General features: G+C 39.4%; 21 protein-coding genes. 18 read left to right on the forward strand and 3 right to left on the reverse strand.

Annotated features, from left to right (window positions below; genetic code table 11):
- Positions 1-120: 120 nt before the first annotated feature.
- The 4 genes from QM460_RS01710 (at position 121) to QM460_RS01725 (ending at position 3,531) form a co-directional block, all read left to right on the forward strand.
- Positions 121-1,089, forward strand: a complete 969-nt coding sequence (locus QM460_RS01710; RefSeq protein WP_000010179.1) for a ribose-phosphate diphosphokinase — start codon at positions 121-123, stop codon at positions 1,087-1,089.
- A gap of 300 nt (positions 1,090-1,389) precedes the next feature.
- A complete protein-coding gene (gene abpA, locus QM460_RS01715; protein WP_414267698.1) occupies positions 1,390-2,037 on the forward strand; it encodes an amylase-binding adhesin AbpA in 648 nt (215 codons plus the stop codon).
- 74 nt (positions 2,038-2,111) lie between these two features.
- On the forward strand, positions 2,112-2,951 hold the full coding sequence (gene srtB / locus QM460_RS01720) for a class B sortase, LPKTxAVK-specific (RefSeq protein WP_414267697.1): 840 nt from the start codon (positions 2,112-2,114) through the stop codon (positions 2,949-2,951).
- Between the two features lie 142 nt (positions 2,952-3,093).
- A complete protein-coding gene (locus QM460_RS01725) occupies positions 3,094-3,531 on the forward strand; it encodes a CoA-binding protein (RefSeq protein ID WP_061863752.1) in 438 nt (145 codons plus the stop codon).
- Between the two features lie 28 nt (positions 3,532-3,559).
- On the opposite strand, the gene QM460_RS01730 is transcribed toward QM460_RS01725, so the two are convergent.
- The 3 genes from QM460_RS01730 to QM460_RS01740 all read right to left on the reverse strand — a co-directional run bounded on the left by QM460_RS01730 (position 3,560) and on the right by QM460_RS01740 (position 5,659).
- Positions 3,560-4,570: a YeiH family protein gene (locus QM460_RS01730; protein WP_414289020.1), complete on the reverse strand. Its 1,011-nt coding sequence runs from the start codon at positions 4,568-4,570 to the stop codon at positions 3,560-3,562.
- Positions 4,571-5,049: 479 nt separating this feature from the next.
- Entirely contained in the window at positions 5,050-5,385 is a 336-nt protein-coding gene (locus QM460_RS01735; protein ID WP_414289021.1) for a type II toxin-antitoxin system RelE/ParE family toxin, read from the reverse strand.
- Positions 5,375-5,659, reverse strand: a complete 285-nt coding sequence (locus QM460_RS01740) for a type II toxin-antitoxin system RelB/DinJ family antitoxin (RefSeq protein ID WP_000213598.1) — start codon at positions 5,657-5,659, stop codon at positions 5,375-5,377. The genes QM460_RS01735 and QM460_RS01740 overlap by 11 nt, the downstream gene beginning before the upstream one ends.
- 690 nt (positions 5,660-6,349) lie before the next feature.
- Between QM460_RS01740 and QM460_RS01745 the strand changes: the two genes are divergently transcribed.
- From QM460_RS01745 to QM460_RS01810, 14 genes are all read left to right on the forward strand, one after another.
- The gene (locus QM460_RS01745) at positions 6,350-7,519 is read left to right on the forward strand and encodes a pyridoxal phosphate-dependent aminotransferase (protein ID WP_414289023.1); all 1,170 of its coding nucleotides are present in this window, start codon (positions 6,350-6,352) and stop codon (positions 7,517-7,519) included.
- Complete coding sequence (recO, locus tag QM460_RS01750; RefSeq protein ID WP_075226983.1) at positions 7,516-8,286, forward strand: DNA repair protein RecO; 771 nt, start codon at positions 7,516-7,518, stop codon at positions 8,284-8,286. The genes QM460_RS01745 and recO overlap by 4 nt, the downstream gene beginning before the upstream one ends.
- Entirely contained in the window at positions 8,283-9,275 is a 993-nt protein-coding gene (gene plsX / locus QM460_RS01755) for a phosphate acyltransferase PlsX (RefSeq protein ID WP_075226984.1), read from the forward strand. The genes recO and plsX overlap by 4 nt, the downstream gene beginning before the upstream one ends.
- A gap of 5 nt (positions 9,276-9,280) precedes the next feature.
- Complete coding sequence (locus tag QM460_RS01760) at positions 9,281-9,517, forward strand: acyl carrier protein (protein ID WP_075226985.1); 237 nt, start codon at positions 9,281-9,283, stop codon at positions 9,515-9,517.
- A gap of 457 nt (positions 9,518-9,974) precedes the next feature.
- Positions 9,975-10,169, forward strand: coding sequence for a class IIb bacteriocin, lactobin A/cerein 7B family (locus tag QM460_RS01765; protein ID WP_049509326.1), 195 nt, complete (start codon positions 9,975-9,977; stop codon positions 10,167-10,169).
- Between the two features lie 27 nt (positions 10,170-10,196).
- Positions 10,197-10,397, forward strand: coding sequence for a hypothetical protein (locus QM460_RS01770; protein WP_045762498.1), 201 nt, complete (start codon positions 10,197-10,199; stop codon positions 10,395-10,397).
- An 8-nt stretch (positions 10,398-10,405) separates the two neighbouring features.
- Positions 10,406-10,573, forward strand: a complete 168-nt coding sequence (locus QM460_RS01775; protein WP_001047582.1) for a class IIb bacteriocin, lactobin A/cerein 7B family — start codon at positions 10,406-10,408, stop codon at positions 10,571-10,573.
- A gap of 286 nt (positions 10,574-10,859) precedes the next feature.
- Positions 10,860-11,039: a hypothetical protein gene (locus QM460_RS01780; RefSeq protein WP_045762500.1), complete on the forward strand. Its 180-nt coding sequence runs from the start codon at positions 10,860-10,862 to the stop codon at positions 11,037-11,039.
- Between the two features lie 54 nt (positions 11,040-11,093).
- Complete coding sequence (locus tag QM460_RS01785) at positions 11,094-11,270, forward strand: hypothetical protein (RefSeq protein ID WP_414289025.1); 177 nt, start codon at positions 11,094-11,096, stop codon at positions 11,268-11,270.
- A 209-nt stretch (positions 11,271-11,479) separates the two neighbouring features.
- Positions 11,480-11,635, forward strand: coding sequence for a hypothetical protein (locus tag QM460_RS01790; RefSeq protein ID WP_000735877.1), 156 nt, complete (start codon positions 11,480-11,482; stop codon positions 11,633-11,635).
- Between the two features lie 223 nt (positions 11,636-11,858).
- Entirely contained in the window at positions 11,859-14,012 is a 2,154-nt protein-coding gene (gene comA, locus QM460_RS01795) for a peptide cleavage/export ABC transporter ComA (protein WP_414289027.1), read from the forward strand.
- Positions 14,013-14,024: 12 nt separating this feature from the next.
- Positions 14,025-15,365, forward strand: coding sequence for a bacteriocin secretion accessory protein (locus QM460_RS01800; protein WP_414289029.1), 1,341 nt, complete (start codon positions 14,025-14,027; stop codon positions 15,363-15,365).
- A 168-nt stretch (positions 15,366-15,533) separates the two neighbouring features.
- Positions 15,534-16,241, forward strand: a complete 708-nt coding sequence (purC, locus tag QM460_RS01805; RefSeq protein WP_414289031.1) for a phosphoribosylaminoimidazolesuccinocarboxamide synthase — start codon at positions 15,534-15,536, stop codon at positions 16,239-16,241.
- A 63-nt stretch (positions 16,242-16,304) separates the two neighbouring features.
- Positions 16,305-20,030 (forward strand): phosphoribosylformylglycinamidine synthase, encoded by a 3,726-nt coding sequence (locus QM460_RS01810; RefSeq protein WP_414289033.1) that lies wholly within the window; start codon positions 16,305-16,307, stop codon positions 20,028-20,030.
- The last annotated feature ends 141 nt before the right edge of the window (positions 20,031-20,171 follow it).

Consider the following 20,171-nt stretch of genomic DNA (forward strand, 5'->3'; position numbering starts at 1 on the left):
GGGGATAAATGTCCATTCTTGTCTTATTTTTTATTGAAAAATCAAGAAAAAAGCGCTACAATGGTAGTTGGAAAAATGTTGTGAAAAAACACAAGTGATACATAAATACTGGAGGAAATCATGTCTTTTTCTGATTTAAAGCTGTTTGCCCTTTCTTCAAATAGAGAATTGGCAGAGCGTGTGGCGCAAGAGATTGGAATAGAGTTGGGAAAATCGACCGTACGTCAATTTTCAGATGGAGAAATTCAAGTTAATATCGAAGAATCAATCCGTGGAAAACACGTCTTTATCTTACAATCAACTAGCTCACCTGTAAATGACAATCTGCTAGAAATTTTGATTATGGTAGATGCTTTGAAACGTGCCAGTGCAGAATCTGTCAACGTTGTTATGCCTTACTATGGCTATGCACGTCAGGATAGAAAGGCGAGAGCGCGTGAGCCAATCACTTCAAAACTTGTGGCAAATATGCTAGAAGTGGCTGGAGTGGATCGTTTGTTGACGATTGACTTGCATGCTGCACAGATTCAGGGATTTTTTGATATTCCTGTCGATCACTTGATGGGTGCTCCTTTGATTGCAGACTACTTTGAGCGTCGTGGCATGGTTGGTTCTGACTATGTGGTTGTCAGCCCAGACCATGGTGGGGTGACTCGTGCACGTAAATTGGCAGAGTTTTTGAAAACTCCAATTGCTATTATTGACAAACGTCGTAGCGTGGACAAGATGAATACCAGTGAAGTGATGAATATCATTGGTAAGGTGGAAGGTAAGACTTGTATCTTGATTGATGATATGATTGATACAGCTGGAACTATTTGTCATGCGGCAGATGCACTTGCTGAAGCTGGAGCTGTCGAAGTTTACGCAAGCTGTACGCACCCAGTTCTTTCAGGGCCTGCTATGGATAATATCCAAAAATCAGCTATTAAAAAATTGGTTGTTTTGGACACTATCTACCTACCAGAAGAGCGTTTGATTGATAAGATCGAGCAAATCTCTATTGCACATCTCTTGGCGGATGCTATCATCCGTATCCACGAAAAACGTCCTCTATCTCCATTATTTAGTATTGAGAAAAAAATCTAACGAATTCGTTGGATCAGACAAAACTCCTAACAAAGTGATAGGCCTTGTTGGGAGTTTTCTTAATTAGATCAGGAAAATGTGAAAATTTCACTAATTGTTCGTTTTTTAGTCCATTTTTTTCCTTAATTCTTCGAGAATATTGCTTGTTTTTTAAGAATATAATAAATTTTACTCGTTTTTTACCAGAAATTTTAAAAATAATTTAAGAAAAAGCTTGACAACCTAGATATATGTGATATAATTTGAGGTAATAAGGATTATCCTTATAATTAAAATTAAACTTAAAGAGGAGATAAAACAATGAAAAAAGTTTTATTGGCATCAGTAGCAGCTCTTGCAGTATTCTCAGCAGCAGCTCCAGTTTTTGCACAAGGAGAAAACCCAGCTTCTTCTAACCAATTGATCCAAAAGAAATATGTTTCTGAACGTGATATTGCAGATCAAGCTTATGCATACGTAGAAGCTCACCCAGAAGATATTGCAGCAGCTGTTGAAAAAGAACCTTCAGTGATTGCAGCTCGTGCAGAACTTGCTAAAGCTGAAGCAATCGTTGGTCACACTCATGAAAAAGCTGTAGCAGCTGCTAAAGCTAACCTTGATGAAGTTTTGGCTGATGCAACAAATTCACAACGTAACCGTGCAATCCAATACTTGCAAGAAACATACCGTGAAGCAGCTAAAGCTCAAGGTAACTACTGGAATGACCCAACTGGTGTTACAGACAACGAACGTAATCCAGATCGTATTGCTGAAGATCAAGCTAACCAAACTGGTCGTCCTGTAGTAACAGAAGAACAAGCAACAGCTGACCAAGCTGCAACTAAACCAGAAGATGGTAAACCAGGTGCTACAGACCAAGCTAAAAAAGCAGATGCAGCTGCTAAAAAAGCAGGCGCAAATGCTAAAGCAGGTCAAAAAGCCCTTCCAAAAACACACGCTGCTAAATAATTTTATTTAAAAAGTAGCCAATCACTGAAACTTGGTTTCAGTGATTTTTTTGGTAAAAAATGAGGGAGGAAAAGATGAGTAGACGTTCTACGACAAAGAAATCACCAATTACTAAAATAATTGCTTCTATCGTTGCAGTAGCTATCGTTGCTTTGGGAGGCTTCTTTATCTATAAAAGCTTCCTAGCTCCAAGTGGAGATAAGCTAAATGATGCGAAGGTTACTCAGGAAGCTCCAAAACAAGCCTATACTGCTAGCGCAGAAGAAAAGGAATATCTGGCTAATAAGTTTAAAGGTTTGCTTGCAACCAACTCTGAAACGGTTGGTTATGTATATATTCCTGGTACACAGTTGGATGAACCAGTCGTTCAAACAACGGATAATGCGACTTATTTAGATAAGCGCTTTGATGGCGTTAACGAGCCTTTAATGGGGGCAGTCTTTATGGACGCCGATAACAAGAAGGACTTTAGCGATCGATTGACTTGGTTATTTGGTCACGCTCGTGGTAGTAAAGTGCCTGACCACCGTATGTTTAAAGATGTGAATTATTTCAGTCGCCAAGAATATTTTGATGAACATCCTTATGTTGTCATTGAAACTCCAGAGAGAAAGTATTATTATGAAGCTGTTGCTATGATTATTGTTCCAGAAGAAACAGCTTTTTACCGTACTTCTTTTGATGATGATGCGGACTTTGAGAAACAGCTAAATATTATTTATGATACTGCAGAGGTTAAGAAACCAAATGTTAAGGTATCAGCTAAAGATAAATATCTTGTTCTTTCTACTTGTCGTGAAGAAGATGATACGATTCGTGCCAATCTCTACCTTCGACAAATTCCTGACTCAGAGATGAGTGACTTTGTCAAACAACATGGAGAAAGCCTTAAGTATAAACCAACAAGAGAATAATCTTTAAATAAAATTTTTATGAATCCTCCTCAAATTAAATGAAATAGTTTAATTTTGGGAGGATTTTTTGATTTTTGTTTTTATAGTAAAATTCTGCAAACCCTTTCAAAATATGCTATACTGATGAAAAAGGAGGATTTTTATGACTCAAGAATTTATCAATCCAAGTGATGGCGTGATTCGTCAGTATCTGGCAAACAGTAAGACTCTAGCAGTAGTAGGCTTGTCTGATCGTGAAGAAACAACGAGCAATCGAGTGACCAAGGAAATGCAGGCTCGTGGCTATAAAATCATACCAGTAAACCCTAAGGCTGCAGGTGGGGAAATCTTGGGAGAAAAGGCTTATGCCAGTCTAGCTGAGATTCCTTTCCCTGTAGATATCGTCAATGTCTATCGTCGTAGTGAGTTTCTGCCTGATGTGGCGCGTGATTTTCTCAAGGCAGATGCTAAGATTTTCTGGGCGCAACTAGGACTTGAGAGTCTAGAAGCGGAAGAAATCTTGCGTGCTGGAGGTTGCGATGATATCGTGATGAATCGTTGTATTAAGAGAGAACATACACGCTTAATTCTTGAACAATAAAAAGGTAGCTTGTGGGCTACCTTTTGTCTTAGAAAATACCGATGAGCGTTTGCATACCGAGACTAGTCAGGATGATGGCAATCCAGCAGAGGGCACCAAGAAGAATGGATTTACCGCTGGACTTAATCATAGCAATGAGGTTGGTTTTGAGACCAATAGCACTCATAGCCATGATGATGAGGAATTTGGAGAGTTGTTTGAGAGGTGAAAAGAAGCTATTGCTGACACCGAAGGAAGTAAGGACGGTGGTTAGCAGAGAAGCTAGGATGAAGTAGAGAATGAAAACAGGGAAGATTTTTTTTAGTTTTACTCCTTGGTTGTTGCCTTGTTGACGACTTTGCCAGTAAGAGAGGAAGAGAGTGATAGGGATAATAGCTAGGGTACGGGTCAATTTGACAATGGTGGCAGCTTCGAGAGTATTGGACTGGTAAAGACTATCCCAGGCGCTGGCAGTGGCTGTTACAGAGGAAGTATCATTGACCGCAGTTCCTGCAAAGAGAGCAAAACCTTCGTTGGAAAGATGGAGCCAAGAACCTAGAGTTGGGAAGATAAGAGCTGCCAAGACATTGAAGAAAAAGATAACAGAAATGGCTTGTGCGACTTCTTTTTCCTTGGCATGGATGACAGGAGCAGTCGCTGCAATGGCAGAACCGCCACAGATAGAGGAACCAACACCGATCAAGGTAGCTAGCTTTGTATCTAGGTCAAAAAAGCGCTGGAAAAGGTAGGCTATAATCAAGGCTATAGAAATGGTAGATAGAATGACAGGGAGCGAAGATTTTCCTACTGCGAAGACTTGAGAGATATTGAGTCCAAACCCGAGCAAGATAACAGCATACTGAAGCAATTTTTTAGAGCTATATGTCAAACCAGCATCTAGTTGTTTATAGGAAGTGAGAAATGGGTGGAGAATCATGCCAATAAAGATGGCAAAAACAGGTGCTCCCACAACAGGCAGAAAGCCTCCTAGAACCCAAGAGATGATAGAAATGATCAGACAGGCTAACAGTCCTGCCCAATTTTTTGATAGAAATGACATAAAAACCTCCGAAAATAAATACTCCTTATTATAATCTTATCTCGAAGAAAAGTAAAGTTTAATAATTATTTGACAAGTTTCTCTCATTATGTGATTAGAACTGTAACGAAGTCTTGGCAAAAACAGAAATACCAGAGGTGAAGCTCTGGTATTTCTGTTTGTCTAGTCATATTAAAACTAAACTCAGGTTATATTTTTTTGTCGCGCTTGTCTAGCCACTTTCTGACTACCCACTCAGAAATGACATTACCGATCTAGTAATCAATAATGGTGCTAGAATAGTTGTAACGAAGATTAGCAAAACCGTATTTTACAAAGGTATACTCTGTAATATTTAAATCCTTATTAAATCAACGTTTCTAAAGGAAAAGTAGCTGTAAAATATTATATACAGCGTACTGTTAAACCAAGACGGTACCAAAAATTAAGGTTTTGGAGCTTATAAAATAAAGAAAGATGTCTCAATCAGTTGAGCTTTTTTAAGTACCATTTTGTAGCAAAGTGACATAGTCGCTTTTTGTGTGGAATAGGTGAGATAAAAAAACAGTGTTTCGTTTTTGGTCGATGAAGTAGAGTAAGACATACTGACCGATAATTTTTCCTCGTGTAGGGTACTTACTATTAATCTTTATACCAATTTTTTCATCGGCGTCAAAACCAGCCTCAGGAAAGACTTCTAAACTTTTTAAGCCATCTAAAATTTTACTCACAGTATTTTTAGCAGACTGAGGTGATAAAAGAACAGTAGTGATGTAATCATGAATACTGTCAATAGCTTGGCTCACTTCATCAGAAATAATTACTTTATAAGCCATAGCGTGCCCTCATACTGTCTAGGGAAGTCCCTTTTCCTGCTTCATATTCTCTTAAGGCTCGTTCGGATTGAGCTTGTAATTCCTCAATCAATTGTTCACGGTGTAAATCTTCTGCAGTCTTGATTGGCAAGTCCTGTTCGAGGACAATCTGCTCTATAAAAAGAGTGATAGCATCCGTCATGGTCATTCCTTTTTCCTTGATAATGGCTCTAGCTTGTTCCATTGCTAACTCATTGATTTTAAAATTATATTGCTTAACAAGTGATGTAGTCATGGTATATCTCCGTTCTATATCGTGTATATCCAGTATATGTTTTTTGAACTTTTTTTGCAAGAAAAAAACTCTTGAATATAATCCAAGAGTGAAACGAATAGAACCAGTGGTGGAGCGGGTTCTTTACAGCCTAAAGCTGAAGGTAGTGCCAAACCTGAAGCTGAATCATCAGCAACCTTTGAGAAAACTGTTACCAGTCATCCGACATCATCCTATCCTTAGTTATCGTTTAGGACAAATAAGAGAGAATGTCAACAATAATTCTTATTACAACCATCTGTCCTCTACCTTTGTTTGATTTTCTTGTTTTTGAATAAATTGTCTGACTGTATCTTTCAAATGTTTCTGCAATTCAAGAATCTGACTAAATTCATTTAAACTAGCCTGATTATCTTCGTTTACTTTTTTGTGATCTGATTTATATTGACCCCTATCCGATTTATTTCCTTACGTAACTTCTCAATACTCGTCGAAAATCTCCTAATACCTTGTTATCTTCGGCTTACCTAACTTTAGTTATGCTTTCACCTCGATTCCTAGTTTCATGAGATTTTCATTGAGTATTCTAAAAACATAGTGTTGTAATGAATTTAAATGAACATACATCAGTTGCTTATGCTAGTGTGATTTTGCGGTCAGAGAGCTTTTGTAGTATAATAGACATATGTTCTTTAAGCAAGGAGGGTATCTATGGACTTAACCAAGCGATTTAATAAACAATTAGATAAGATTCAAGTTTCCTTGATTCGTCAGTTTGACCAGGCTATTTCAGAGATTCCTGGGGTTCTACGTCTGACATTGGGAGAGCCTGACTTCACAACTCCAGACCATATCAAGGAGGTAGCTAAGCGCGCCATTGACCAAAATCAATCCTACTATACAGGGATGAGTGGTTTGTTGACATTGCGTCAGGCAGCTAGTGATTTTGTAAGAGAAAAATACCAGCTCGACTATAATCCAGAGAATGAAATCTTGGTCACAATTGGTGCGACAGAGGCTCTATCAGCTACTTTGACAGCTATTTTAGAAGAGGGAGACAAGGTTCTCTTGCCAGCTCCTGCCTATCCTGGTTATGAACCAATTGTTAATCTAGTTGGCGCAGAGATTGTCGAGATTGATACGACTGAAAATGGTTTTGTCTTGACTCCTGAAATGCTGGAGAAGGCAATTCTGGAGCAGGGTGACAAGCTCAAGGCAGTCATTCTCAACTATCCAGCCAACCCTACTGGAATTACTTATAGTCGCGAACAGTTGGAAGCCTTGGCTGACGTTTTACGCAAGTATGAGATTTTCGTAGTCTGTGATGAGGTTTACTCAGAGTTGACTTATACAGGGGAAAATCATGTCTCTTTGGGAACAATGCTGAGAGATCAGGCCATTATCATTAACGGTCTATCCAAATCACATGCTATGACAGGTTGGCGTTTAGGCTTTATCTTCGCACCAGCAAATTTCACAGCCCAACTCATCAAGAGTCACCAGTACTTGGTAACTGCTGCGAATACTATGGCGCAACATGCTGCAGTAGAAGCCTTAACAGCTGGTAAAGATGATGCAGAGCCGATGAAGAAAGAGTATATCCAACGTCGGGACTACATTATCGAGAAAATGACTAATCTTGGTTTTGAGATTATCAAACCTGACGGTGCCTTTTATATCTTTGCTAAGATTCCAGCAGGCTACAATCAAGATTCGTTTGCTTTTCTGAAGGATTTTGCTCACAAGAAGGCTGTTGCCTTTATCCCTGGTGCAGCTTTTGGTCAATATGGAGAAGGTTATGTGCGCTTGTCTTATGCAGCTAGCATGGAAACCATCAGAGAAGCTATGAAACGTCTTGAGGAGTACATGAGAGAAGCATGATTCAGTCTATTACGAGTCAGGGGTTGGTGCTCTACAATCGTAATTTTCGTGAGGATGACAAGCTAGTCAAGATTTTTACAGAGCAGGTCGGCAAGCGGATGTTTTTTGTCAAACATGCCGGTCAGTCAAAACTGGCTCCAGTTATTCAACCTTTGGTGCTGGCTCGTTTTCTTTTGCGAATCAATGATGATGGACTTAGTTATATTGAAGACTATCATGAGGTGATGACCTTTCCAAAAATCAATAGTGATCTCTTTGTCATGGCCTATGCGACCTATGTGGCAGCTTTGGCAGATGCTAGTTTGCAGGACAATCACCAAGATGCTCCCTTGTTTGCTTTTTTACAAAAGACTTTAGAGTTGATGGAAGAGGGGCTAGATTATCAAGTTTTGACCAATATTTTTGAAATTCAGATCTTGACCCGTTTTGGAATTAGTCTTAATTTTAATGAGTGTGTTTTTTGCCATCGGGTGGGTCAGGCCTTTGATTTTTCTTTCAAATATGGTGCTTGCTTATGTCCTGATCATTACCATGAGGACGAGAAACGTTGTCATCTGAATCCAAACATTCCCTATCTGCTCAATCAATTTCAAGCTATCAACTTTGAGACTTTAGAGACTATTTCTCTCAAGTCTGAAATCAAGCAAGAATTGCGTCAGTTCATGGATCAAATTTATGAAGAGTACGTCGGAATTCACCTAAAATCAAAGAAATTTATTGATTCCCTAGCCGATTGGGGACAATTACTAAAAGAGGAAGACAAATGAAAAAAATCGCAGTAGATGCAATGGGTGGCGATTACGCACCCCAAGCCATCGTTGAGGGTGTCAATCAAGCCCTTGCTGACTTTTCAGATATTGAAATTCAACTTTACGGAGATGAAAGCAAAATCAAGCAATATCTAACAGCTACAGAACGCGTCAGCATTATCCATACAGATGAAAAAATTGATTCGGATGATGAACCAACAAAAGCCATCCGTAAAAAGAAAAATGCCAGTATGGTTTTGGCAGCTAAGGCTGTCAAAGATGGTGAGGCTGATGCCGTGCTATCAGCAGGGAATACAGGTGCTTTGCTTGCGGCAGGATTTTTCATCGTAGGTCGCATCAAGAATATCGATCGTCCAGGGCTTATGTCAACCTTACCAACAGTTGATGGGAAAGGTTTTGACATGCTAGACCTCGGTGCCAATGCAGAAAACACAGCCCATCACCTGCATCAATACGCCATCTTAGGTTCTTTCTATGCTAAAAATGTTCGTGGAATTGCAAAACCACGAGTTGGTTTGCTTAATAACGGGACAGAGAGTAGTAAGGGAGATCCACTCCGCAAGGAAACTTATGACATGCTAGCAGCTGATGAGAGTTTGAACTTTGTCGGTAATGTGGAAGCGCGTGATTTGATGGAGGGTGTTGCAGATGTTGTCGTGGCAGACGGTTTCACGGGAAACGCTGTGCTAAAATCCATCGAAGGTACAGCCATGGGGATCATGGGCTTGCTAAAAAATGCTATTACAGGTGGCGGTTTGCGAGCTAAATTAGGTGCTCTTCTTCTTAAGGATAGTCTTAGAGGTTTGAAAAAGCAGCTCAACTATTCTGACGTTGGAGGTGCAGTCTTGTTTGGTGTCAAGGCGCCGGTTGTAAAGACTCATGGATCAAGTGATGCCAAGGCTGTGTACAGTACGATTCGTCAGATTCGTACCATGCTAGAAACAGACGTAGTTGCTCAAACTGCGCGTGAATTTTCAGGAGAATAATATATATGACAGAAAAAGAAATTTTTGACCGTGTCGTGACCATTATCCAAGAACGTCAAGGGGATGACTTTGTAGTCACAGAGGCCTTGAGTTTGAAGGATGATTTGGATGCTGATTCGGTAGATTTGATGGAATTTGTTCTAACCGTTGAGGATGAATTTGGAATCGAAATCAGTGATGAAGAAATCGACCATCTTCAAAGTGTGGCAGATGTATTAAAAGCCATTAAAGATAAAATCTAACATAAAGCAACATGCAAGTCATGTTGTTTTTTTATTTCTCGAAAAAAGATAAGATTTTGAAGTTTTATAGTCGAGTTTACGAATAAAAAGATGAGAACAAAAAAGGAGGATTACTGATGTATGTGACAGGTCTTTATCCGTGGTTGATCAAGTGGTTTTTAAAATAAATTTGACTTAGCTGTTTATTTTAAAATTATTTTATCGAATAGATAAGTAAGAAGAAAAGGAAAGGAGTTTGATTAATGTATTTACCAATTTTACTTCCATGGTTTATCAAATTGTATTTTAAATAAATTAAATTTATTCATTCATTTTAAAATGATTTTTCGAATAGATAAGTGAGAAGAAAGGGAAGGAGATTAGAAATGATTATTTCAGTTATTTATCCAATTTGGTTTTTAAAATGGTTTAAAGGTTAAAAATCACAAACAAAAAACTATAAAAAAGGAGAAAACAAATGACAAACTTTGATAAAATGGAACAGAACTTTGTAGCTCTTACGGAAGAAGAGCTGATGGAAGTGGATGGGGGAGCACTGCCTCTTGTACTCGCTGGAGTATCTATTTGGAAGGTAGGTGCGGCAGTAGCAGGTGGAGCAACAGCGCTTTTTGCTGGAGGAGCAGCTTTGGGGTATTATGCAAATAGACCATAATCTGATTGTAGTCAGAGAGGCATTTCTATGTTTTTAAAAAAAGAAGTGATATTATTAGGGGTATTGTTATCGCTACGTATTATTTTTACTATTGTTCAAATTTTAATTGACTATAAAATATTACCTGGACAGTATAGTGTAAATTTTATGGATATTTCAGAAGTATTTACCTATCCAATACTCATTTTAATCATTTATATAGCAATAAAATATAATACAAAGGAGTAATGATGAACATGAACTTAGAACAATTTTATCAATTATCTGACGATGAATTAGTGGGAACAAAAGGTGGTTTTGGTCTTGCGGAAGCAGTTGGGATTGCAGGAGTACTGAATGCTGCTGTACAAATTTTTAATGCTGGTTACAAATTTGGTTCAGATTTTGCTCGTCGTGGGCGTTAGATAATGAACAATCGCAACACTGATCTCAATACATTGTTACCATAGTTCCTTTGGTGGCAATAGGTCTCAATCTCGTGCTTCATGTAATTCGTACAGGTTCTTTATTATCCTTTGATTGGAAATGGTATTTAGTTGGATTGATTGCCTCAGGATATTTTGGGATTTTTTGCAAGGATTTGTCAAAAGATAATCCAAACTATAAATGATGAATCTGAATGAAAAGGATTTTGTGCGTGTGAATGGCGAAAAAACTCTGCCATTCTTGTCAGATAAATAGGAGTCTGCTATGAAAAAATTTTTATTGGGATTTGCTGAGGGATATTTTATCGTGTCAGTCATTATCTATATTGTAACGTATTTGATTTTGAAAAAACCGATCAATACCTTGTTTTATCTAGAAACCTATCCAATTCTGCTTGGTCTGTTTTATGTAGGGTATAAGTGTAGTTCAGAAAATAAAAAATGATCAATTATAAACTAATCATTAAGTTGAACTAAAAAGGAATAAAAGTGAACTTGTATGAAAAATCTAAAAAATGTAATGGGAGCCTTTTTAATTATTTTTGGAGTGCTTTGCATATTAGGAGATTTAAATGTAATTACCTTTAATGTTGAAAAATATTTCCAAACAGAGTTATTTGTTCTGATGTTTATTTTGATGATGCGTTATTTAGATTCAGGTAAAGACAAAGTTTAAAGAGAACTATTATTAGTATATGGCAAATGCTATTGAATAATCATCATTTAGTTGTTATCAATAAAATAAGAACTAAAAAGAATGGAGAAATAAATGAATATCTCAGAAGAATTTGCGACTATCATTATATCAGCCTCAGGAATAGTAGGACTTTTGGTTGGAGTAGCTATTGGATTAGCTAGTATTATTTAAAAAGGAGTAGATGGAATATGAAAAAACTGAATAAAAAATTTGCTATTATGACAGAGGAAGACTTGGCTGTAACTAAGGGAGGTTTCATTGTTACTACTTCTACAGCAGTAGCTTGGGGAGTTTTAGGAGGAACTTCTTATATGTTTGGACGTTATCTGGGAAGTAGACGTTAATTTAAAAATTTGTGGCAAATCGTAAAAAAATTGAAAAAGGTAAGAAATATTAATCATTATATTTTCTAGGTAGGACGTTTGTTCTACCTATTTTTATTTAGGAAAAAGTGCTGTTCAGGTGCAGTTATTGTTTTTTTAGAAATAATTTTCTTTTTGCTTCTTTGTTTGGATAAAATAATCTTACAAAGTTTTCTTTGGAGATTGTTAGGAAAAGGAGTAGAATATGAAATTTAGTAAACGGCATTATCGTCCTCAGGTAGATCAGATGGACTGCGGTGTGGCTTCATTAGCCATGGTCTTTGGTTATTACGGTAGTTATTATTCTCTGGCTCACTTGCGCGAGTTGGCCAAGACGACCATGGATGGGACTACGGCTTTAGGCTTAGTCAAGGTTGCAGAGGAAATTGGTTTTGAGACGCGAGCAATAAAGGCGGACATGAGCTTGTTTGATTTGCCGGATGTAACCTTTCCTTTTGTGGCTCATGTGCTTAAGGAAGGGAAATTGCTCCATTATTATGTGGTGACTGGGCAAGACAAGAACAACATTCATATTGCAGATCCAGATCCTAGTGTTAAGCTGACCAAGATTTCTCGTGAGCGTTTTGCTAAGGAGTGGACAGGAATCACTATTTTTATGGCACCATCTCCGACTTATAAGCCTCATAAGGAACAAAAAAATGGTCTGCTCTCCTTTATCCCTATACTGGTGAGACAGCGAGGTTTGATTGTTAATATTGTTTTGGCGACCCTATTGGTGACCTTGATTAACATTGTGGGTTCTTATTACATTCAGTCTATCATCGACACATATGTACCAGATCAGATGCGTTCAACCTTGGGCATTATCTCAATAGGGCTAGTCATCGTTTATGTCCTTCAGCAAATCTTATCTTATGCTCAGGAATATCTTTTACTTGTTTTGGGGCAACGCTTGTCTATTGATGTGATTTTGTCTTATATCAAGCATGTTTTTCATTTGCCCATGTCCTTTTTTGCGACACGACGGACAGGAGAAATCGTGTCTCGTTTCACGGATGCAAATAGTATCATTGATGCGCTGGCCTCGACTATTCTGTCAATCTTTTTGGATGTATCTACTGTCTTGATTATTTCAGTAGTTCTATTTTCGCAGAATAGCAATCTTTTTTTCATGAGTTTACTAGCTCTTCCTATCTACACAGTGATTATCTTTGCTTTTATGAAGCCCTTTGAAAAGATGAATCGGGATACCATGGAAGCCAATGCGATTCTGTCTTCTTCGATCATTGAGGACATTAATGGCATTGAGACGATTAAATCCTTGACTAGTGAAAGCTCCCGTTATCAAAAGATTGACAAGGAATTTGTGGATTATCTGAAAAAATCTTTTACCTATAGTCGGGCAGAAAGTCAGCAAAAGGCTCTGAAAAAGCTTGCCCAGCTCTTGCTCAATGTTGGCATTCTCTGGATGGGGGCTCTCCTAGTTATGGACAATAAGATGAGTTTGGGGCAGTTGATTACCTATAATACCTTGCTTGTTTACTTTACAAATCCTTTGGAGAATATCATCAATCTGCAAACCAAACTTCAGACAGCGCAGGTAGCCAATAACCGTCTGAATGAAGTTTATCTGGTTGCATCTGAGTTTGAGGAAAAGAAAACAGTCTCAGATTTGAGCTTGCTAGGAGGAGATATGACTTTCAAGCAGGTTCACTACAAATATGGTTATGGTCGAGATGTCTTGTCGGACATCAATCTGACTATTCCACAAGGCTCTAAAGTGGCTTTTGTGGGAATTTCAGGATCGGGTAAGACGACCTTGGCTAAGATGATGGTTAATTTTTACGATCCAAGTCAGGGGGAGATTAGTCTGGGTGGCGTCAATCTCAATCAGATAGATAAAAAGGCTCTACGCCAGTATATCAACTACCTGCCTCAGCAACCCTACGTTTTTAATGGAACGATTTTGGAGAATCTTCTCCTCGGAGCTAAGGAGGGGACGACCCAGGAGGATATCTTGAGAGCAGTGGAGTTGGCAGAGATTCGGGAGGATATTGAGCGGATGCCACTGAATTACCAGACAGAATTGACTTCGGATGGGGCAGGGATTTCAGGTGGGCAACGTCAGAGGATCGCACTGGCGCGTGCTCTCTTGACCGATGCACCTGTCTTGATCTTGGATGAGGCGACCAGCAGTCTGGATATTTTGACCGAGAAGCGAATTGTCGATAATCTGATGGCTTTGGATAAGACCTTGATTTTCATCGCCCACCGCTTGACTATTGCTGAGCGGACAGAGAAGGTTGTCGTTTTGGATCAGGGCAAGGTTGTCGAAGAGGGAACACATGCAGATTTGTTGGCTCAGGGTGGCTTTTACGCCCATCTGGTGAATAGTTAGAGAGGAGAAAAGATGCAATCAGAATTTTTAGAAAGTGCTGAGTTTTACAATCGTCGTTACCATAATTTTTCTAGTTATGTGATTTTTCCAAGCTTTATCTTGTTTTTGTTCCTGCTAGTCTTTTCAATCTTTGCCCAAAAGGAGATAAGCTTGACAGCTGGAGCTACGGTAGAACCTGCTCGTATTATTGCTACCATTCAGTCTAGTAGTAATAGTAAGATTGTGGCGAATCATTTGGCTGAAAATAAGTTTGTCAAGCAAGGGGATCTTCTCGTTCAATACCAAGAGGGAGCAGAAGCAGTTCAGGCTGAGAATTATGCTAGTCAGTTGGAAATGCTCAAGGATCAGAAGGTTCAACTGGAGTATTTAAAAGCAAGCCTTCAAGCAGGAAGTGATCAATTTCCTGAAGCAGATAAATTTGGCTATCAGCATAGTTTTTTAGATTATCTAAATCAAGCTGCTAGTCTGCGAAGTCAGGTTGAGCAACAAAATGCTAGTATATCATCTCAAAATGCAGCAGCCAGTGGTAGTCAGGCAGAATTAGGCAATCTCATCGGAGAAACCCAGTCCAAAATTAAAGAATATCAGCAAGCCAAGTCTGCTATTCAGGGTGATGGACACTTAGAGAGTGATCATCCAGCTTATGCTATTTATCAGTCAACAAAAGAGCAAGGATCGGAAGCCAAACAGCAGGCCTTATCTCAGCTAGATGCTCAAATCACTCAGTTGGAGTCAACTCTTGCAGGTTATCGAGTACAGTATGCAGGTTCAGGAGTCCAGCAAGCTTATGCATCTGGATTAGGAAGTCAGTTAGAGTCATTAAAATCTCAGCAACTAGCCAAGGTAGGTCAGGAATTAACACTCTTGGAACAGAAAATTCTTGAAGCGGAGTCAGGTAAAAAGATTCAAGGAAATCTTTTAGACAAGGGGAAAATTACAGCAACAGAAGATGGTGTTCTACATTTGAATCCTGAGCATAGTCGATCTACCATCATTCCAGAAGGAACTATTCTCGCTCATCTTTTTCCGCAGTTGGCTAGAGAGAGGAAGGCAAAACTAACAGCCTATATTAGTTCTAAGGAAGTGGCTGGTCTCAAGCATGGAAATGAGGTACGATTTACAACGGTAACGGATGCGAATAAGCAGCTAGTGTTGACCTCCAAGATTACGAATATCGATACCAGTGCGACTCAGACAGAAAAGGGCAATTTCTTTAAATTAGAGGCAGAGACGGATTTGAATGCTGAACAAGCAGAAAAACTTCGTTATGGACTTGAAGGTCGTTTGACTATGATTACAGGTAGGAAGAGTTTTTTACGCTACTATCTTGATCGTTTTTTGAAACAAGAATAAAGTTCTCATTTTAACTCAAATCAATCTTAGAAAATCGCAAATGAAAATTCGTTTGCGATTTTTCTGTACTTTTTCAGATATGATATCAAATATAGTTCGTGAAATATTTGATTTTTAGTGTCTGTTGTGTTAGAATGATGTAAAGTAATACGAAAGGCGAACAAGAAAATGTCCAGTGAACTTATTTATACGGGAAAAGCTAAAGATATCTATACTACAGAAGACGCAAATGTGATTAAGTCGGTCTACAAGGACCAGGCCACTATGCTGAATGGAGCTCGTAAAGAGACCATTGAGGGTAAAGGTGTGCTGAATAATCAGATTTCGTCTCTTATTTTTGAAAAATTGAATGCGGCTGGTGTGGCGACACACTTTATCGAACGTATTTCTGACACAGAACAATTGAATAAAAAAGTAAAAATCATTCCTTTGGAGGTTGTCCTTCGTAACGTGACTGCAGGTTCTTTTTCTAAACGTTTTGGCGTTGAAGAAGGTTTGGACTTGGAGACTCCAATCGTTGAATTTTACTACAAGAACGATGAGTTGGATGATCCATTCATCAATGATGAGCATGTCAAGTTCTTGGATATTGCCAATGATGAGCAAATTGCTTATATCAAGGAAGAAACGCGTCGTATCAATGAATTGCTGAAAGATTGGTTTGCACAAATTGGTCTTCGCTTGATTGACTTCAAATTGGAATTTGGTTTTGATAAGGATGGCAAGATTATCTTGGCAGACGAATTTTCACCAGATAACTGCCGTCTTTGGGATGCGGAAGGGCACCATATGGACAAGGATGTTTTCCGTAGAGATTTGGGCAGTTTAACGGATGTATATCAGGTTGTGTTGGAGAAATTGCAGGGCTTGAAGTAACTCGATTGAAACGGAAAACCTTCGTCTTCGATAACCTATTTGAATAGAAATAAAGGAAATAAAATGGATAAACGTATTTTCGTTGAGAAAAAAGCTGATTTTCGTGTGAAATCTCACTCTTTAGTAAAAGAATTACAGCATAATCTTCAGTTGAAAACTTTGAAGGATCTTCGGATTGTTCAAGTTTACGATGTTTTTGGTTTGGCAGAGGACTTGTTTGCGCGTGCGGAAAAACATATCTTCTCTGAGCAAGTGACTGATACTGTTTTGGACGAGGCTGCGGTTCAGGCTGATCTTGAAAATTATGCTTTCTTTGCTATCGAAAGTTTGCCTGGTCAATTTGACCAACGTGCAGCATCTTCGCAAGAAGCTTTGCTTTTGCTTGGTAGTTCAAATGATGTAATAGTGAACACAGCACAACTGTACTTGGTTAACAAGGATATTGATACAAATGAGTTGGAAGCTGTCAAAAACTACCTCTTGAACCCAGTGGATTCTCGTTTCAAAGATATCACTGTTGGCATTGCTAAACAGGATTTCTCTGAGTCTGACAAGACCATTCCAAACTTGGATTTCTTTGAAACTTATACGGCAGAAGATTTTGCACAGTATAAGGCTGAGCAAGGCTTGGCCATGGAAGTGGATGACCTTCTCTTCATTCAAGATTACTTCAAATCCATTGGACGTGTGCCAACTGAGACTGAGTTGAAGGTTTTGGATACTTATTGGTCTGACCACTGCCGTCACACAACTTTCGAGACTGAGTTGAAAAACATCGACTTCTCAGCTTCTAAATTTGAAAAACAATTGCAAGCGACTTATGACAAGTATATTGCCATGCGTGATGAGTTGGGACGTACAGAAAAACCTCAAACCTTGATGGATATGGCGACTATCTTTGGTCGTTATGAGCGTGCCAATGGTCGTTTGGATGACATGGAAGTGTCTGATGAAATCAATGCCTGCTCAGTTGAAATTGAAGTGGATGTTAATGGTGTCAAAGAACCATGGCTCCTCATGTTCAAAAACGAAACTCATAACCACCCAACTGAAATTGAACCATTTGGTGGAGCGGCTACTTGTATCGGTGGTGCTATTCGTGACCCATTGTCAGGTCGTTCATACGTTTACCAAGCCATGCGTATTTCAGGTGCTGGTGATATTACAACTCCAATTTCAGAAACTCGCGCTGGTAAATTGCCACAACAGGTGATTTCTAAAACAGCGGCTCACGGTTATTCTTCATACGGTAACCAGATTGGTTTGGCAACAACCTATGTTCGTGAATACTTCCACCCAGGTTTCGTTGCTAAGCGTATGGAGCTAGGTGCCGTTGTCGGTGCAGCTCCTAAGGAAAATGTTGTCCGTGAAAAGCCTGAAGCTGGCGATGTGATTATCTTGCTCGGTGGTAAGACTGGACGTGACGGTGTCGGTGGTGCGACAGGTTCTTCTAAAGTTCAAACGGTTGAATCTGTTGAAACAGCTGGTGCTGAAGTTCAAAAAGGGAATGCCATCGAAGAACGCAAGATTCAACGTCTTTTCCGTAATGGGGAAGTAACACGTCTGATCAAGAAATCAAATGACTTTGGTGCTGGTGGTGTCTGTGTGGCTATCGGTGAATTGGCAGATGGTCTTGAAATTGATCTAGACAAAGTGCCATTGAAATACCAAGGTTTGAACGGCACAGAAATTGCCATCTCTGAATCTCAAGAACGGATGGCTGTAGTGGTTCGTCCAGAAGATGTAGATGCCTTCATTGCTGCATGTAACAAAGAAAATATTAATGCTGTTGTCGTTGCGACAGTGACTGAAAAACCAAATCTTGTCATGCACTGGAATGGTGAAACAATCGTTGATTTGGAACGTCGTTTCCTTGATACAAACGGTGTACGTGTGGTTGTAGATGCTAAGGTGGTTGACAAGGATGTCAAGCTTCCAGAAGAACGTCAAACATCTGCTGAAACCCTTGAAGCTGATACTCTTGAAGTCTTGGCTGACCTTAACCATGCCAGTCAAAAAGGTTTACAAACCATCTTTGATAGCTCAGTTGGTCGTTCAACAGTTAATCATCCACTCGGTGGTCGCTATCAAATCACACCAACTGAAGCTTCTGTACAGAAATTGCCAGTTCAACATGGCGTGACTACAACTGCTTCTGTTATGGCGCAAGGATTCAATCCTTATGTAGCAGAATGGTCTCCATACCATGGTGCTGCTTATGCGGTTATCGAAGCAAGCGCTCGTTTGGTTGCTGCTGGTGCCAACTGGTCTAAGGCTCGTTTCTCTTATCAAGAATACTTCGAGCGTATGGATAAACAAGCAGAGCGTTTTGGTCAACCAGTAGCTGCTCTCCTTGGATCAATCGAAGCTCAGATTCAACTTGGTTTGCCATCTATCGGTGGTAAAGACTCTATGTCTGGTACCTTTGAAGAGTTGACAGTGCCACCAACCTTGGTTGCTTTTGGTGTGACAACCGCAGATAGCCGTAAGGTCCTTTCTCCAGAATTCAAAGCTGCTGGTGAAAACATTTACTACATTCCTGGTCAAGCTTTGGCACAAGAAATTGACTTCGATCTTATTAAATCTAAATTTACTCAATTTGAAGCCATTCAAGCTGACCATAAAGTGACAGCAGCATCAGCTGTCAAATATGGTGGTGTCCTTGAAGCTCTTGCCCTTGCAACATTTGGTAACCATATCGGTGCCAACGTCGAATTAGCTGACCTTGACACTAGCTTGACAGCTCAATTAGGTGGATTCGTCTTCACATCTCCGGAAGAAATTTCAGGTGTTGCTAAGATCGGACAAACAGCAGCTGACTTTACACTTACTGTCAATGGTGTAACGCTTGATGGACACAAACTTGACAGTGCCTTCCAAGGTAAATTGGAAGAGGTTTACCCAACGGAATTTGCACAAGCAACTGAGTTGGAAGAAGTACCTGCTGTGGCATCAGATGCTGTGATCAAAGCTAAAGAAACAGTTGAGACACCAGTGGTTTACATCCCAGTATTCCCAGGTACGAACTCTGAGTACGATTCAGCTAAGGCCTTTGAAAAAGAAGGTGCAAAAGTCAACTTGGTACCATTTGTAACATTGAACGAAGAGGCGATTGTCAAGTCTGTTGACACCATGGTTGACAATATCGAAAAAGCTAACATTATCTTCTTTGCAGGTGGCTTCTCAGCGGCGGATGAGCCAGATGGATCAGCTAAATTTATCGTTAACATCTTGCTCAATGAAAAAGTACGTGTAGCCATTGATAGTTTCATCGAACGTGGTGGTTTAATCATTGGTATCTGTAACGGATTCCAAGCCCTTGTTAAATCAGGTCTTCTTCCATATGGTAACTTTGAAGATGCAAGCAGTACGAGTCCAACCCTCTTCTACAATGATGCCAACCAGCACGTGGCGAAGATGGTTGAAACACGTATTGCCAACACGAACTCACCATGGCTTGCCGGAGTTGAGGTTGGTGATATCCATGCCATCCCAGTATCACATGGTGAAGGTAAATTTGTCGTGACAGCTGAAGAATTTGCAGAGCTTCGTGACAATGGTCAAATCTTTACCCAATATGTTGACTTCGAAGGTAAGCCAAGCATGGATTCTAAATACAATCCAAATGGTTCTGTCAATGCGATTGAAGGAATTACAAGTAAGAACGGTCAAATTATTGGTAAGATGGGTCACTCAGAACGTTTCGAAGACGGTCTCTTCCAAAATATTCCAGGAAATAAAGACCAACACCTCTTTGCGTCAGCAGTTAAATACTTTACTGGGAAATAGGCTTTGCAGATTTTCTAATAGATAACCATCAGTGAATGTAAAATCAAGTAGATGTAACTTGCGATAATTGTAAATGATTTGTTGTTGCGAGTGAAATGAGCTTCTACCGTATCATTCCGCTGTAGTATCGCTAAGGAATGA

The organism is Streptococcus infantis (assembly GCF_047464415.1).
GTDB classification, from domain to species: Bacteria; Bacillota; Bacilli; order Lactobacillales; family Streptococcaceae; genus Streptococcus; species Streptococcus infantis_AE.